The 16,620-nt window shown below is 35.8% G+C and carries 12 protein-coding genes; 6 read left to right on the forward strand and 6 right to left on the reverse strand.

The features are described 5' to 3' along the window. The first annotated feature begins 360 nt into the window (after positions 1-360). The 5 genes from mutS to ACSSV9_RS07600 all read left to right on the forward strand — a co-directional run bounded on the left by mutS (position 361) and on the right by ACSSV9_RS07600 (position 9,435). Complete coding sequence (gene mutS, locus ACSSV9_RS07580) at positions 361-2,979, forward strand: DNA mismatch repair protein MutS (RefSeq protein ID WP_437346640.1); 2,619 nt, start codon at positions 361-363, stop codon at positions 2,977-2,979. Next, the gene (locus tag ACSSV9_RS07585) at positions 2,976-3,581 is read left to right on the forward strand and encodes a DUF1684 domain-containing protein (protein WP_437346641.1); all 606 of its coding nucleotides are present in this window, start codon (positions 2,976-2,978) and stop codon (positions 3,579-3,581) included. Before mutS ends, ACSSV9_RS07585 begins: the two co-directional genes overlap by 4 nt. 14 nt (positions 3,582-3,595) lie before the next feature. Further along, complete coding sequence (gene aroF, locus ACSSV9_RS07590; protein WP_437346642.1) at positions 3,596-4,609, forward strand: 3-deoxy-7-phosphoheptulonate synthase; 1,014 nt, start codon at positions 3,596-3,598, stop codon at positions 4,607-4,609. Between the two features lies 1 nt (position 4,610). Further along, positions 4,611-5,699: a prephenate dehydrogenase/arogenate dehydrogenase family protein gene (locus tag ACSSV9_RS07595; RefSeq protein ID WP_437346643.1), complete on the forward strand. Its 1,089-nt coding sequence runs from the start codon at positions 4,611-4,613 to the stop codon at positions 5,697-5,699. Positions 5,700-5,790: 91 nt separating this feature from the next. Continuing rightward, positions 5,791-9,435 (forward strand): alpha-amylase family glycosyl hydrolase, encoded by a 3,645-nt coding sequence (locus ACSSV9_RS07600; RefSeq protein ID WP_437346644.1) that lies wholly within the window; start codon positions 5,791-5,793, stop codon positions 9,433-9,435. Positions 9,436-9,498: 63 nt separating this feature from the next. Here the strand turns inward: ACSSV9_RS07600 and ACSSV9_RS07605 are convergent, their stop codons facing one another. Genes ACSSV9_RS07605 through ACSSV9_RS07630 form a run of 6 tightly spaced genes read right to left on the reverse strand, consistent with a single transcriptional unit; the run spans position 9,499 to position 15,422 of the window. After that, positions 9,499-10,023, reverse strand: a complete 525-nt coding sequence (locus ACSSV9_RS07605) for an outer membrane beta-barrel protein (protein WP_437346645.1) — start codon at positions 10,021-10,023, stop codon at positions 9,499-9,501. A gap of 1 nt (position 10,024) precedes the next feature. Beyond that, complete coding sequence (locus ACSSV9_RS07610) at positions 10,025-11,173, reverse strand: ABC transporter permease (RefSeq protein ID WP_437346646.1); 1,149 nt, start codon at positions 11,171-11,173, stop codon at positions 10,025-10,027. Next, entirely contained in the window at positions 11,163-12,338 is a 1,176-nt protein-coding gene (locus tag ACSSV9_RS07615) for an ABC transporter permease (RefSeq protein ID WP_437346647.1), read from the reverse strand. Before ACSSV9_RS07615 ends, ACSSV9_RS07610 begins: the two co-directional genes overlap by 11 nt. 6 nt (positions 12,339-12,344) lie before the next feature. Further along, the gene (locus ACSSV9_RS07620; protein WP_437346648.1) at positions 12,345-13,322 is read right to left on the reverse strand and encodes an HlyD family secretion protein; all 978 of its coding nucleotides are present in this window, start codon (positions 13,320-13,322) and stop codon (positions 12,345-12,347) included. After that, on the reverse strand, positions 13,315-14,787 hold the full coding sequence (locus tag ACSSV9_RS07625; RefSeq protein WP_437346649.1) for a TolC family protein: 1,473 nt from the start codon (positions 14,785-14,787) through the stop codon (positions 13,315-13,317). Before ACSSV9_RS07625 ends, ACSSV9_RS07620 begins: the two co-directional genes overlap by 8 nt. A 47-nt stretch (positions 14,788-14,834) precedes the next feature. Continuing rightward, positions 14,835-15,422, reverse strand: a complete 588-nt coding sequence (locus ACSSV9_RS07630; protein ID WP_437346650.1) for a TetR/AcrR family transcriptional regulator — start codon at positions 15,420-15,422, stop codon at positions 14,835-14,837. Positions 15,423-15,552: 130 nt separating this feature from the next. Here ACSSV9_RS07630 and ACSSV9_RS07635 point away from each other — a divergent pair, with 130 nt between their 5' ends. Continuing rightward, a complete protein-coding gene (locus ACSSV9_RS07635) occupies positions 15,553-16,617 on the forward strand; it encodes a porin (RefSeq protein ID WP_437346651.1) in 1,065 nt (354 codons plus the stop codon). The last annotated feature ends 3 nt before the right edge of the window (positions 16,618-16,620 follow it).

Raw genomic sequence — 16,620 nt, forward strand, 5'->3', positions numbered from 1 at the left:
AACAAAGAACAACACTTCTTTAAACTATACAGAATAAAGTTTTGTGAATGAGCTGATTACATCATTACGAATTATTTTGCAGTTGAAGCAGCAATAAATTATAGTAGAATTAAAATGGGAGAGTCAAATATCAATCAAGAAGATTGGGTAACAAAAATAATAAGTATCAATATAGGCGTGAATTTCTTAATTCACTAAAAAGTTAATAAATAAAGGCTGTTTCACTCAAGAGATAGCCTTTGTATTTTCTCTAAGCTTAGAAATTTTCATAATTTTCACAGCACGCCTCTGTTTAATCCAAATTGTTATTCGTTATTCATTATAGTATATTTTTATCCCAAAAAATCGAGATTTTTTTGTATGAGCATTACGCCGTTAATGGCTCAATATACAAGAATAAAGAAAGAATATCCTGATACAATATTGTTATTCAGGATGGGGGATTTTTACGAGACATTTGAGGAAGACGCTAAAATTGCATCGAAAGTATTAGGTATAACATTGACCAAGAGGGCTAACGGTGCAGCTGAAGATGTTCCACTTGCCGGGTTCCCACATCACGCCATCGATTCATATTTACCTAAACTTGTACGTGCAGGTTATCGAGTGGCAATTTGTGAACAGGTGGAAGACCCAAAACTTGCAAAAGGAATAGTAAAGAGGGAGGTTATCGAAGTAGTAACTCCGGGTGTGGCATTTTCCGATAAGCTCCTCGACCATAAAAAGAATAATTACCTCTTATCGATATCAGGAGATGGAGAAAGATACGGACTTGCATTTTGTGATATTTCGACGGGCGAATTCCAGACTTACGAAACAGATAAGAAGTATCTCCCTGAACAGCTCGGTTTGATTAATCCTGCAGAAATTTTAATTCCCAAAAAATTAAAGAATCTCCTCGAACCATTAATTGGTAAATACGCCAGAGATGCAAGAATAACTAAAATTGACGACTGGATTTACGATTTCGATTATTGCCAGGATTTGATATTGAATCATTTTGGAATCAAAACCTTGAAAGGTTTTGGAATCGAAGAAATGGAACTTGCTGTTTCGGCTGCCGGAGCAGCTCTTTATTATCTACGCGAAACACAAAAGGCAAATCTTCCGCACATTAATCGAATCTCGGTTTATAATCCAACTGAGTATATGGTGCTCGACTATGCTACCAAACGGAACCTTGAAATTTTATTTACCATACAAAGCGGCGAACGAGAAGGCTCGCTAATATCGATTCTTGACAAAACTTCCACTTCAATGGGTGGGCGCCTTCTTAAAAGATGGATAACCACCCCATTAAAAAAACTTGAACCAATATTGAAAAGACAGAAGTGCGTAGAAGAATTTTTTACAAATAAAACTCTCAGAAAAAATCTTCGAGAAGAATTAAGTGAAATAGGCGATCTTGAAAGATTAATTGCAAAAGCATGCACTGGCAGAATCAACCCAAGAGAAATTATTAATCTTAAAAATTCCCTCAAGAAAATTCCGATGATTAAACAACTGCTCGACCAGACGAAGGCTGAAACACTACAACAAATCAACGAAAAATTGAGTCCTCTCGAAGAGCTGGTCGGGAAAATTGAAAGCGCAATTAATGAAGATCCACCCGCCACACTCAATGACGGTGGTGTGATTAAGAAGGGATATAATCCGGAACTCGACGAATTACGAAATCTGGCCTTCAATGCCAAAGAGTGGATTGCAAATCTTCAAAAAGAAGAAAGGCAGAAAACAGGCATAGCATCCTTGAAAGTAAGTTACAATAAAGTTTTCGGCTACTATATTGAGATTAGTCATGCAAATAAAGATAAGGTACCTTCGAATTACATAAGAAAACAGACTCTCGTTAACAGTGAACGTTATATAACTCCTGAGCTAAAGGACTACGAAGAAAAAATTTTAAATGCCCAGGATAATATTGTCAGATTGGAGTTCGAGTTGTTCGAACAAATCAGATATCAAATCGCTGCGGCAACAGATGCAATACAAACAAATGCTCGCTTGATTGCTATGCTCGATTGTTTCATCTCGTTTGCAGAATGCGCCGAGCAATATAATTACGTAAAACCCACAGTTGACGAGTCGGATGTTATCGAGATAGTAGATGGAAGACATCCAGTAGTTGAACAAATTTTACCACCGGGAGAAAAATTCACACCCAACAGTTGCTTCTTATCATCTTCAGAAGATCAGATCATTATTCTGACTGGTCCAAATATGGCTGGAAAATCAGTTTATTTGAGGCAGGTTGGTCTAATAGTTTTAATGGCACAAATTGGTTCTTTCGTACCAGCAAAGAAAGCGAGAATCGGAATAGTTGATAGAATATTTACACGCGTTGGAGCAAGCGATAATATTACTATGGGCGAGAGTACTTTCCTCGTCGAAATGCAAGAAGCGGCAAATATTTTAAATAATGCTACAAAGAAAAGTCTTATTCTGCTCGATGAAATTGGTAGAGGTACAAGCACTTTCGACGGGATATCGATTGCATGGGCAATTACAGAATATTTGCACGAAAATCCAGAAATAGCCTCCAAAACTTTATTTGCCACTCATTATCACGAATTGAATGAAATGGCCGATATTTTTCCAAGAATAAAAAATTACAAAGTTGATGTCAAAGAATACGGCGATAAAGTCATTTTTCTGCATAAGGTTAAACCAGGTAGTGCGGACCACAGCTACGGTATTCAAGTTGCGCAAATGGCTGGTTTGCCAATCTATGTAACAAACCGTGCAAAAGAAATTTTACTTAATCTTGAAAGCAAGGAACTTACCCCTTATGAAGTTAAGAAAGAAAAAATTTCTCGTATGAAGAAAATCGATAGTATGCAGATTAGTCTCTTTGAAATGAAAGATGAAGAATTGCGGAGAGAAATCGAAGATCTGCCAATCGATACAATTACGCCGATCGAAGCCTTAAACAAATTGAACGAATTAAGGAAAAAAATAAAAGAAGAGAAAAATACATGAAACAACTTTATTTTATTTTGCTCGTTCTGGCTATGGCTTGTTCAGATAAATTATCGCCAGAGGAAGAAGCATATGTAAAAAAAATTGAAGAGCACCGCAAGCAAGTAAACGAATTTATGAGATCGGATCCACAATCACCGTTTAATTTCAAAAATAAAGTTGAGTATCATGAATTGAATTATTTTGACGTCAATCCCAAATTCGTCTTCACCAGTAAACTATATGAATATCCCGAGAAAGACACAGTAATAATTTTCGGCACTAAAGGTGAGCCAAGAAAGACTGTAAAATACGGTTATCTGAAATTTCAATATGATAATAAAGAATACAAAATAAATGTTTACGAGTCATACGGAGTCGACGGTACGAAATATTATTCTATCTGGTTCACCGATAAAACGACAAATAAAGAATCGTACGGAGTAGGCAGATATCTCGATTTTGAAAAACAGGCCAATCCGAATTATATTTACACCATTGATTTTAATCTTGCTTATAATCCGTATTGCGCATACAATCCTAACTATTCCTGTGCAATACCTTCTCGTGAAGACTATATCCCGTTGGAAATTAGGGCGGGCGAAAAAAAATTTCATAATTAAGGAGGTCATTTAACGTGGTTGTAATACTCGAAAAACATGCTACAAAAGAACAGATTCAAAATGTAATAAATCATCTGGAAAACTACGGTTTTAAGGTTCATATCTCCGAAGGAGCCGAAAAAACTATTATAGGTGCCATCGGTGTACAGCCTAATTTTGATATAAGAAATATTAGTATCCTCGAAGGCGTGGAAGACGTCTACAGAGTTACCACTCCGTATAAACTTGCCAGCAGGAGTTTTAAAGAAGAAAATACGATAATTAAAATTAAGGACGTGGAAATTGGGAACGAAAAAATTGTAATGATGGCAGGTCCGTGCTCGGTTGAAAGTGAAGATCAAATTTTCAGACTGGCAGAAACTGTAGCTAGATCGGGCGCCAGAATTTTACGAGGAGGTGCATTTAAACCAAGAACTTCTCCTTATTCGTTTCAAGGGCTGGGCATTGAAGGTCTGAAAATGATGCGTGCTGCGGCGGATAAATATAACCTGCTTGTAATTACCGAAGTTATGCAGATAAGTCATATTGAATTGATCGAACCATACACCGACATTTTTCAGGTAGGTGCACGCAATATGCAAAACTTTCCGTTGCTGAAAGAATTAGGCAATGTGAAAAAACCCGTTATGCTCAAGCGTGGTATTGCTGCTACCATAGAAGAATGGCTTATGTCTGCCGAGTATATTTTAAGCGGTGGCAATCCTGACGTAATGCTCTGCGAAAGAGGAATAAGAACATTCGAGACCTACACTCGAAACACTTTCGACCTTTCAGCAATTCCAATTGTACATAAGAAGAGCCACTTGCCAGTTATAGCCGATCCTTCGCATGCTACTGGATTGCGTGATCAGGTGCCGCCAATGGCAAGAGCTGCTGTTGCTGCAGGTGCAGATGGATTGATGATCGAAATTCATGACGATCCAGAAAAAGCTCTTTCGGACGGTCCTCAAGCTCTGCTGCCAGATACTTTTATTAGTTTGATGAAAGAACTCGATGCAATTGCAAAGGTAATAAATAGGTCATTTTAAATTGCACTTTAACAATATAGCTATTCTCGGATTGGGTTTAATTGGCGGGTCGTTAGCCAAAGCAATTAAATCTGCAAATACAGATTTATCAATTTCGGCTTACGATCGGCCAATTGTTCTGGAAAAAGCATTGAAAGAAAAAGTCATCGATAGAAAACTTGAAACTATCGAAGACGCTCTGGATAACGAATTGATTTTCCTTTGCTTTCCGGTTGATAAGTCGATTGAAACTTTTAAGAATTTAATCCCGAAATTGAATGCTGGACAGGTGATATCGGATGTTTGTAGTGTAAAAGAAGTGTTTAATCAAATCTGGAATGATTGTGGAATCAGCTGTAAAGGATTTTATATTGGCGGGCATCCAATGGCGGGTAAAGAAAAAAGTGGCTTTGAACACTCCGATTCAACTTTATTCGAAAATAGCGTTTACATCTTGAGCGACACAGCGAAGAACTATCCGATAATAGATCAATTTACTAATTTGATTCATTCCACAGGCGCACGTATTAGATTTCTAAATCCCAAGATACACGATATAATTGTGGCGGCAGTCAGCCATCTGCCGCAATTGCTCTCGGTCTCGTTGATAAACTCAGCAGTTATTAAAGACAGCGATATTAATTTCTTCGATTTTGCCGCCGGGGGATTCAGAGATATGACACGGATAGCGGCAAGCGATTTTAATTTGTGGGAACCAATAATAAAATACAACCAGAAAAATATTTTACAGGCGATTGACAATTTTTCTTACGACTTAGCTGAACTAAAAAATGCTATCGAAAAGGGTAATTACAAACTATTAGCTGAAAAATTCGAAAGCGCACGCAAAAAAAGAGATGAAATTCCTAAAAATACAAAGGGTTTCATCAATCCTCTTTTCGACATTTTTGTTTTTGTTAAGGATCAACCTGGAGTCTTAGCAAGAATAACAACCGCTCTTTACGAAGCGGGAATTAATATAAAAGACCTGGAATTGCTGAAAATAAGACTCGGCTCGGGTGGCACTTTCAGAATTTCATTCGAAACCCAACAAGATGCCACTAAAGCTAAAACCATTATAGAGGATCTGGGATTCGCAACTCGTTTTTAGTCATTTCGGAGGCGTTCACATCACAATTTATTCTTACGTTAATCGCAATATTTACTTATATTTTGTACAGTAAACAGATGAATAAAGAAAAATGGCAAAAACAACAATAACTTCGTCTATTTTTTCGCAAAATCTAAAGAAGAATTCGTATCCCAAATACGAATTTCATGTGGCAGCAGAAATTCGTAAGAAATACGAAATCGAAGATGAATTCTTCTCGATTGAAGGCAATCTGATTTTTGCCAACTTTCATGCCGTTCGAAAATTGGTACATAAAATTAATGCAAAAAGAAATCCTCAGGACCATCTTCAAGCTGGCAAAGTAAATGCAGCCGCATTAATTGACGAGATTTATCACTATCTTCTCAGGATTTATGAAGAGAGTGTTAACCCTGGGGTTCTCGAGCGTGCAGGAAATTTTATAATTAATAATATCGGCGACAACCGATATGTAAAATTATTGTTTGAATTTGTGGAATTATTTCCAACTAACGATATATTCAGAGGACGAATTAGCATCCACGATTATATCAACTCAATTACTGCCGGTAAGAAAAATACTGAAATTATACTGGAAGAATTAATACTTCTCCATTTTGCCAATCAGAATCCAGCAAACAAAAAAATCAGAGAGTTATTCGACGACAATTATTTCAAGGATAGGGATCTTTATCGCAAAACTATTACTTTGTTGGAAGAATTTTTCAAAGAAGAAAAGCACTTCGGTTTAGAAAACCAGGATTTATTTACTTTCTTCAAATCACCTTTTCAATACAGTCCTGAAGATATTGAAGGTCAACTCGATTTTATAAGAGAGAAGTGGGGCGTATTGTTAAACGAAGATTTTCTGAAAAAGTTATTGCGGAGCAAGGATTTTATTAAAGAGGAATATATTTTAGGAGGTGGACCAGGTGGAGCTCCGATTATAGCGCCTCAATTCGTTGGTGTGCCAGAAAATGCGGATATCCTTAGACTCGGGAAATCCGGCTTTCAATACGCACTCGAAGCCAAAAAAGATTATGAAGAACCCGAGAATTTTACTGCCGATACTGATTGGATGCCTAAAGTAGTTTTGATCGCAAAAAATACTTACGTGTGGCTCGATCAATTGAGCAAAAAATATCAGAGAGCTATCAAAAGACTTGACGATATTCCAGATGAAGAACTAGAAAACTTGCGTCGATGGGGTTTTAATGCACTCTGGTTGATCGGTATCTGGGAAAGGAGCAGTGTTTCTAAAAAGATAAAACATTTGATGGGAAATATCGACGCAATCGGATCGGCATACTCGCTCTATGATTATATAATTGCTCACGATCTTGGCGGCGAAGAAGCTTATCAAAATCTGGTCAGAAAGGCAAAACATTACGGTATCCGTCTTGCCAGCGATATGGTGCCAAATCACACAGGAATTTATTCACGCTGGATTGTCGAGCACCCTGATTATTTTATACAGACTTCCTATCCGCCTTTTCCATCTTACAGTTTTACTGGTCCAAATCTTTCAGACGATCCAGCAATTCAAATAAGAATCGAAGATGGATACTGGGATCGTTCTGATGCTGCAGTTGTATTCGAATGGATAAATAATAATACTGGCGAAAGACGTTATATTTATCATGGCAACGATGGTACAAATATGCCATGGAACGATACTGCTCAACTCGATATGATTAAAGCAGAAGTGCGCGAAGCAGTAATTCAGAAAATTTTTGAAGTTGCTCGTAAATTTCCAATTATCCGTTTCGATGCGGCGATGACTTTGACCAAAAGGCATTTTTCCAGACTCTGGTATCCCGAACCAGGGAAAGGAGGCGATATCCCCTCGAGATCCGATTTTTCGATGACACAGGAAGAATTCGACAGACTCTTTCCAAAAGAATTCTGGCGAGAGGTTGTCGATAGAATTAATCAAGAGATGCCCGATACTTTACTGCTTGCCGAAGCCTTCTGGTTGATGGAAGGGTATTTCGTAAGAACTCTTGGTATGCATCGAGTTTACAATTCGGCTTTCATGCATATGCTGATGAAAGAGGAAAATGATAAATTCAGAGACTTGATTACAAACACACTCGAGTTCGAACCGGAAATACTCAAGCGTTATGTCAACTTTATGAGTAATCCCGATGAAGAAACTGCAATAAAACAATTTGGTACAAACGATAAATATTTCGGCGTTTGCATATTAATGTCTACTTTGCCCGGTTTGCCGATGTTTGCTCACGGTCAAATTGAAGGACTGACCGAAAAATACGGTATGGAATATCAAAGAGCTTATTATAACGAATTGCCAAATCAATGGCTTATCGACAGACACGAAAGGGAAATTTTCCCTCTACTCAGAAGAAGATATTTATTCTGTAATGTTGAAAATTTCTGGTTTTATGACTTCATTGACGACTACGGACACGTTAATGAAAATGTAATTGCTTTCACTAATCAAGAGAATGGCGAAAAAACTCTTGTGTTTTATAATAATAAATACCAAACCACAGCGGGTAAAATTTTCAGATCCACTCCTAAATTGGTTCAACAAGGCAGCAAAAAAGAATTGCACGTCAAAACACTTACTGATGCTCTTGGCATCAAGTCTTCTAAAAATTATTATTACATTTTTAGAGAACACGTCACAAACCTTGAATATCTAAAATCCGGATATGACCTATCGATTGACGGATTCTATATTGAACTAAAAGGATTCCAGTCCTCTGTATTTTTGGATTTCCGCGAAATTTATGACGAATTTGGCGATTGGGAGAAGCTCGAACGAAGATTGCAGGGGAAAGGTGTACCAAGCATTTCACGAGCAATGATAGAAATGCAGCTCGAACCGATACACAATGCGTTCCTCGATATTTTTGAGGAGGATTCCATAAAAGAATTTTATAACAATTATATCCACAGTTCGACTGAAATAAGCCGAAGTAGTGATATCTTAAAACGAAAGTTCAATAAACTAATCGATACCGTTTCTACACAATTTGAACTTGTAGCCGATACTCAATTAATTTGGAAAAATTTCGAACTTGAAATTGATGCCCTGAGATTACTCAACAGTACATTACAAAAACATTTTATTGTTGATGAAAAGATCCCTAATAAAGAATTACATCAAGCTGTTATAACTAACGAGTACCGAAACTATAAGGATGATACAATCCTTTATTTAATCTGGCTCGTGGTATCGAATCTATCTTTGCTATTCGAGGACGATGGTGATTTGAATAAGAAGAATTATATAAACAAAATACTTCTCGATTCGCCTATTCGACAATTACTAAAGAGAATCGGCAAAGGAGAATACGAGCTGCTACGTGAATTATTACTACTTAAAATTTTGCAGGATATTAATAATGGCGCAATTGAAATGTTTTGCCATAACAAGGAAAATGAAAATGAAGAGAAAGGTAAATACGGATTCAATTGTATTCTGAAGATGTTAGACGACGAGTCGGTAAAAACTTATATTGGTGTAAACGAGTATGAAGGAATAGTTTATTTCAGTAAAGAAAATTTTGAGGAGTTCCTGGACTGGCTTTTTACACTTTCATTAACGGAAAAAATAATTTTGTATTTACTTACGGAAAATAACAAAAGCGACATTGATCAAGATTCTGAAATGAAAATAGTCGAGATTGTTAAGAAGGCTTTCAAAAATTATACTGTGATTAAAAAACTGTCAGAAGAATCCGGTTATCGCATCGAGATATTTAAAGATTTTTTGAGAAAACAATAAACGGCAGAGTCATAATGACCCTGCCGTTACAGGGGTTGTGTGAATCAGCTCAGTGAGCTGAACTTATAAATTAGGGGTTATTCTCAAACCCAAACTGTTAGTCCAACCAGAAAATTCCATACCGTTGAAATAAACTCCCAGGTCGAAGTTGACTGAAAGATTATCAATCAGTTTGTAATCGACTCCTGCACCATAGCGTGCATACAATTTAAATTTATCAGTGGAAGGTAAATTTTCATAGTCGTATTCTTTGAAGGAAGCAACAAAACCTGCAGTTACGTAAGGGAAAAGTAATTGTGTATTGAATGGTTTAACAATGGCGTTTAACGCCGTCCTATAATTTGTCTCCTTCCCATTAAATGATTTGATATTCCCCTTTAAATATTCACCTGCAAATGCTACAGAAAATTTGGGTGTAATATCGTATCCAACTAACAACCCGTAACCCAGTGGCGATTTTATGTCAGTAATTCCTTCATCACCAATATTGTTAAATTGGCTGAAAATAATGCCGACCGATACTCGACTTTGCGAATAAACAGAAAACGGAATAGTAATTAATACTATTAATGTTAACAACCGTTTCATTTTATACCTCGTTTAGTTTATGAATTCTGATATAAGAAGCGTAAAAGTAAATTAGTATGAGAATAATAAGGTGTAAAATTTCTGGCATAAGGTTTTTAAATCCGGCTCCTGCTTGTGAAAGCCTGGTAAAAAGATTTATATACGGTGTAAAAGGGACAGCATAACTTAGAGTCTTTATTACAATAGGCATTGCATCTAATTTCCAGCTATATCCAGAGAATAAAAAAATAGGATACGATGTAAGTGCCATAATTTGAAGTGCATGCAATTTCTTCAAAAAGAATGAGGAAATAAAAATACCAAAGTAAACTACGCTGTTGATAAACAGTAAGCCAGTTAATATGAGGATGATATAACTACCTTTAAATTCTATACCGAACATGTAAAAGATAATGGTTGTAAATAACAACAGATATACAGAGTATAGAAGTGTATAAAAAATTCCCTTGGCAGTAAGTATTGTTAAAATGTCTCTTTTCCATTCTAATATTTCATTGTTTTCTCTGCATTCGGCAATGCTTTTAGAGATTCCCAATAATAATGTCTGATGGAGTATTAGTATAAGAATGGCAGGTATTAGATAATAACCGTAGCTATCCAGCAGATTAAACAAATTACGGATTTCGAGTTGTACAGGTTCAGATAATATTTTTGCCTGTTCAGTTGTAAATCCTTTCGATCTGAAATAAGATAATTTTACTTTATCATTGATAGAACCTATTGTTTCATTTATCCCTTTGTTTAAGTCATTCGAAATTAAAAAGCGTGATGTATTGAGGTATACCTTGATGCTATTTTTCTCATGCCGTTTAAGCTTTTTCTCGTAATATTTAGGAATAACCAAAATTCCTTGGACAGTACCATTTTTAATTAATTTCTCGTCGGGAAATTCGGTTTCTAATTCGATGCTTATATTGGAGTGGGCATCGAGCAAACTAATCAATTCTCTTGAAGATTTTGTTTTGTCTAAATCGACAACAGCTAATGGTACATTTCGTTCTACTTTATTAACATATACAGTACTATAGAAAAGAGAATAAAATAAGGGAGCAAGGATAAGTATCGCAAACAGATTGATATCTTTTCTTACAGTATGAAATTCTTCTACGATAATACTTGTTAGCTTTTCTATTTTCTTTTTAAATTTCATTCGAGCTCGCTGTTGGCAATTTTTTGACTTTGTATTTTAGAACAATTAATGCTACAGTAAATGAGACGATAGTATAAAGTAGAAGTATTGATAACTCAGATGAAATATCATATAAAGAAGAGGAGGAATTGGCTACTTTAATAAAAGATTCTAAAAAGTAGGTGAAAGGCATTGAATAAGCCAGAATTTTATGAGCAGATGCCATTGCCCATATAGGGAATGTGAAACCACTCAATATAAAAGCCGGTGTGTTAATGAATATTGTGAACTGAGTTGTTAATAATTGGTCGTTAAATAATGTAGAGATTAGAAGTCCTGAACTAACATTTATTGCAATGAAGATTATAAAGAGTAATATTACTATTAGATAAGATCCATTAATTATAATATTGAAGAATGGAAAAATTACGAACAGAATAATTAGCGACATGAAAAAATAAATCGTAAAATATGGAATAAATTTACCTGCAAAAATTGAGATCAATTTGCCATGGGAAATCGTGAGCAACTCTGCGAAAGTACCTTTTACGAACTCTGAATTGATGGCCAAAGACGTACTTAACATTATTGCTATTTGAATAGTAAAAATTATTAATCCAGGGGGCAGATATCTAAGGTAACTATAATTAGGATTGTAAAGAGAGGACGCCTCAATTTTAACCGGATTTAACAAAGGATATGCTTGTGTTTCGTTTATTGAATTTTTCTTTAATTTATTCAACATCACGCCTGCTGAAAAAGTCTTTACAATTACGGAGGCCTCTTTTAGTATAAGGTTACTCGTAATAATGTTGGAGCTGTTTTTGTAAACAATTATTCTTGATTGCATCCCATTTTTGATCGAACGTTCAAAATTTGAGGGGATATAGAAAACTGCTTCAATTTTGCCATCTTTGAAGCCTTTTCCTATCATATCGATAGAAACGTAAGCGTCGGTAACCTTCATAGATGGAGAAGAGTCGATAAGGCGTATCAATTTCCTTGATAATTCACTTCTGTCGCAATCGTAAATGGCTACGGGAAGTTCGTGTAAAATTTCCTTTTGATATATAGTATTGAATATAAAAATGATTATCATAGGAAGGACGATCGCAATAAAAACGTTCATTCTGTCCATCCCTCTGATTTCTCTTGCTGCTATACGATATATATTTTGCAAATCCATATATTATTATTCGAAGTTTATTTGAACTGTCATTCCTGGCAGCAATTTATTGTTGTTGTCAGTTGGAACAAGGTGAACTTCAAAAGTTTTCAAGTCGAAATCACCTTTGCGATTAGTTGGTTTCCAATCAGCGAAATCACCCAAAGGGGATATGTAATTTACTCTCATGGGGAACTCATTGAGATTAAGAGCTGGTACGTTTGTTTTGAATATTTTGCCTTTTGCTATTTTTGTCATTTCGTCTTCTCTTACATGAAGAATTACATATCGATCATTTTCGGGCAGAATGGAAAATACTGGATAACCTGAGTTAATCAATTCACCATTCTCTGCATAGATGTCGGTAATTTCACCCAATACTGGAGCTTTGATAACAAGTTCGTTGCTATAAGCCAGTACTTCGTTGTAAGCATTCTCGGCTTGTGTTAAAAGTCCGCGCGTGGCAGCTATTTCCTCGTCACGTGCGCCATTAAGGGCCATCTCGTATTTAGCCTTTGCTGCCTCCATCTGAGCCTTAGCGGCATTGTATTTAAATTCGATTTCGTCGAATTCTTGTAATGATATTACATTATCTTTATAAAGTTCCTTAAAGCGATTATATGTTTTGGATGCATATTCGTACTGAGATTTAGCTTGCAGATACAAATTCAAAGCAGCTTCTTTTTCTTCGCTGCGTACACCATTGAGAGCCATACGGTATTTTGCATTTGCGGCTTCAAGGGCACCTTTGGCCTGATTTAACTTGGCTTCGAGTTCCTTACTCTCAATTATGGCGAGTGTATCTCCAATATTTACTTTGTCTCCTTCGCGGACGTATATTTTTTTCAGTCTACCTGGTATTTTTGAAGATACATCTACCTGATGAGATTCTACTAATCCCGTAATTATATTTTCGTCATTAGAAAAAATTTCAGAAAAAACTATTAATAGAAGCAAAATGAGTATACCCAGTACAATGGAAGGTATTATAATTTTTTTATTCATGTGAAAACTCCTTATTCTTCCAAACATCAAAAAATTTATCGAAGTCGCCAGTGGCATAATAAAGTTCGGCTAAAGACTTGTAGTAATTGTACAAAGCAGTAGTTCGATTGAGTTTGGCTTTTTCGAGCGATAATTGTGCATCTACGACTTCTAACGAAGTGCCCATTCCACTCAGGAATCTTTTTTCGTTAATTCTAAGATTTTCCTCGGCTAATTTAATGTCAGATTCTAACTTCTTATATCGGTCGGAAGCGTTTACAGCTTCGGAATAAGATTTTGTAATCCACAAATTAACTTGATCAATCGCCTCATTCATAATTTGTTCGACTTCAGATTCCATATAATTTGCTTTTTGCAAGTCGAGATAATTTTTGAAGCCGTTAAATAAATTGAAGTTTACTTGGAGTCCAATAGCCCACCTTGGTTCAAGGGAAGATAAATATTCCGGATACATTTCATATTTCCCGAATGCAAATAATTTGGGTAAAAACTCGGAACGAGCAATATTATAGTTTTGTCGTGCTGCATCCATTTTCTTCCTGATTATATTCAGTAAAGGCTGCCTGGTGATTGCATCCGATTTAAGTTTATTTATATCCACGTCTGTTTCATTATAAAAGAGGGTGTCGGTCAATATTATTTCAGTGTTTGAGGATAGATTTAATAGCTGTTTAAATTTAACGAGCGCAAGTTCAAGTTTATTGACGTCGTTTAATAAATTGGTCTCGGCATCAGCATAAGCAACATCAGCTCTTAAATAGTGATGATATGCAATAATACCTTCTTTATATAATTTCCATGCATCTTCTTTATGCTTGCGGATACCATCAAGTACCGAACGCCTTGTTTCTACGATTTCTTCAAGGAGTACTACCTGAATGTATGCGTCGGTAACTTGATAACACAATTGATTTTTTATTGATTGCAGTTCTAATTCCGCAGCTTTTAACTCACTCGAGGCATAATTTTTTGCAGCTAATAGTTTGCCTCCTAAGAATATTGGTTGATAACCTACTATGGTGGCAGTTTTAAAATCTTGCTCTTTAAATGTCATACTAAATGGGGGCAACAATGAATTTAGCCCTGAAGCAATTTGATTCCGAATGGCAGATTTTTGCGCATCACTCATAGCTGGCAGACCGTTTAGTATGTTGTAAATATTTTGTATTTCGGTCTGAGAATTGGCCTGAAGGCCTACAATGGCATCTTTAATTGGATTTAGATCGATGCTCATGTCGTCATTCAAATGAGTATAAGAAGCTTCGAGAGATACCACAGGAAGAAAATTACCCCAGGCTTTCTTGTTTTCAGCCTGTTTCATTTTCAAGCGCGATTCATATTTTTTTACAGTGTAACTGTTTGAGAGAGAAAGCTGTATTGATTCTTTCAACGACAACTCGAGGGGTTGCGCGATTAATTTACCCGCTAAGAGCAGAAGGGCAATAAGAGTTTTGTTGTTTCGCATGATTAAGCCGAAAAATGAATCATTATTCATAATTAATTTAAAAAAAATTATTTCATTATCCCGTGTTTTATCAAAAATTTGAAATTATGGCGTATTTTATTCAATGGTAATTTATCTGGCGTTAACGCCCACTGGTGAAGCAGATTGCGAATTGAACCAAATATAAAGTGGCGGAAAATCTTAAAGTCGATGTTCTTATTGAACAATCCAGCCTTAATACCTTCTTTAATTACTTTTTCACCTTCATCCAGAAACTTTTCGTAGTAGAGCGAGTATTTATCACCCGATATACGATTCATACTTTCTTGCTCATTGACGAAGACGATTGCAACCGAGGGATTTTGCGTAAACATATCGAAAATCAGGTCAATCATTGCATCGATTTTCTCAATTGGGGAGAGTAAATCATTACCAGTAATGGATAGCAATTCGCTGTAAAGTTTTTCCCAAAGTGTATTGTAGATTTTTATCAAGATGTCATCTTTATTCTTATAATAAAGATATACGCTCCCTGCAGCCACTCCGGCCTGTTCGGCTATCTGAGAAATTTTAGCTTTGTGAAATCCATGTCGAGCAAAAATCTCGACGGCTGCATCGAGTATATCTTTTTCTTTATTTCCTTCTTTTACTCTCATACTACATTATTAATGAATAATGATTCAAAAATACAGGATGCATAAATTATTGTCAAGAAAAAATTTGGAAAAATATTTTTTTTATTTATATTTGGTCTAAATAAAAATCATATTAATGGAGGTCGTCATCATGCGTTTTTACATCTCTTTATTCTTGTTCTTTGCTTATTGTATAACTGCGATAGCTCAAACTGACGAGTTTTTTGAATCTAAGGTAACAGTTGGTGGTTACGGTGAACTTCATTACAACTATTCAAAGGTTGAGAATACTAAAGCTTCAGAAATCCTCGATTTTCATCGCTTTGTAATTTTTCTCGGATATAATTTTAATGAAAAATGGTCATTCAAATCAGAAGTTGATCTTGAACATAATTTTGTTCAGAACGGTCAGGGAGAACTTGAATTAGAACAAGCCTATGTGGAATACAACCATGCTGATTGGTTTGGATTCCAGGCGGGTGTAATATTGCCCTCCATCGGTTTGCTAAACGAGTACCATGAACCACCGTTGTTCTTTGGCGTAGAAAGACCAGACTATCATAGCAAAATTATTCCCACTACGTGGTTCGGCAATGGTGTCTCATTTTTCGGAAATTATAAGTCATTTGACTATAAATTAACCATAATGGAAGGACTCAATAGCGATAGTTTTAGCGAATCGGCTGCCATTCGTAACGGCCGCCTAAAAGGTTATAAGGCCAATGCAGAAAACTTATTGTATAATCTGCGTGTCAATTATCTCGGTTTTCCTGGTTTAAAATTTGGCGCTTCTTATTCGTACAATAATGCTTCAGGTGACACATCTCAAAATGCTATTTCAATTTATGAAGTTCATGCTTCTTACCAGAGAAATAATCTATATCTCGTGTTTGAATATGGTAATATTGACTATGAAAAATACAATTTGAAAAAATCAAACGGTTTTTATATCGATCTGGGTTATGATGTTTCAAGCCTGCTGAACTGGAGAACGAGAATAATTCCTTTTATCAGGTACACTGATTATAACACAGCTGCTTCAACTCTTACTGGTGGAAATTCAGAAAAAGCTAATCACAATTCTTACTGGATGGTCGGTTGCTCAGTAAAACCAATTGAAAAAGTTGTATTTAAAATTGATTACGGCATACGGACTAAAGAACTTGGCTCTCAAGAAACAACTCTATTTAACCTTGGCGTTGGATATATGTTTTGAGGA

Origin of the sequence: Melioribacter sulfuriphilus, from assembly GCF_051488685.1 — a bacterium.
Classification (GTDB): domain Bacteria; phylum Bacteroidota; class Ignavibacteria; order Ignavibacteriales; family Melioribacteraceae; genus Melioribacter.

Excerpts from the sequence above, each read along its gene's own strand:
- mutS (WP_437346640.1), top strand. The coding sequence starts at position 361 with ATGAGCATTACGCCGTTAATGGCTCAATATACAAGAATAAAGAAAGAA.
- ACSSV9_RS07585 (WP_437346641.1), top strand. The coding sequence starts at position 2,976 with ATGAAACAACTTTATTTTATTTTGCTCGTTCTGGCTATGGCTTGTTCA.
- ACSSV9_RS07600 (WP_437346644.1), top strand. The coding sequence starts at position 5,791 with ATGGCAAAAACAACAATAACTTCGTCTATTTTTTCGCAAAATCTAAAG.
- ACSSV9_RS07605 (WP_437346645.1), bottom strand. The coding sequence starts at position 10,023 with ATGAAACGGTTGTTAACATTAATAGTATTAATTACTATTCCGTTTTCT.
- ACSSV9_RS07610 (WP_437346646.1), bottom strand. The coding sequence starts at position 11,173 with ATGAAATTTAAAAAGAAAATAGAAAAGCTAACAAGTATTATCGTAGAA.
- ACSSV9_RS07615 (WP_437346647.1), bottom strand. The coding sequence starts at position 12,338 with ATGGATTTGCAAAATATATATCGTATAGCAGCAAGAGAAATCAGAGGG.
- ACSSV9_RS07620 (WP_437346648.1), bottom strand. The coding sequence starts at position 13,322 with ATGAATAAAAAAATTATAATACCTTCCATTGTACTGGGTATACTCATT.
- ACSSV9_RS07625 (WP_437346649.1), bottom strand. The coding sequence starts at position 14,787 with ATGCGAAACAACAAAACTCTTATTGCCCTTCTGCTCTTAGCGGGTAAA.
- ACSSV9_RS07630 (WP_437346650.1), bottom strand. The coding sequence starts at position 15,422 with ATGAGAGTAAAAGAAGGAAATAAAGAAAAAGATATACTCGATGCAGCC.
- ACSSV9_RS07635 (WP_437346651.1), top strand. The coding sequence starts at position 15,553 with ATGCGTTTTTACATCTCTTTATTCTTGTTCTTTGCTTATTGTATAACT.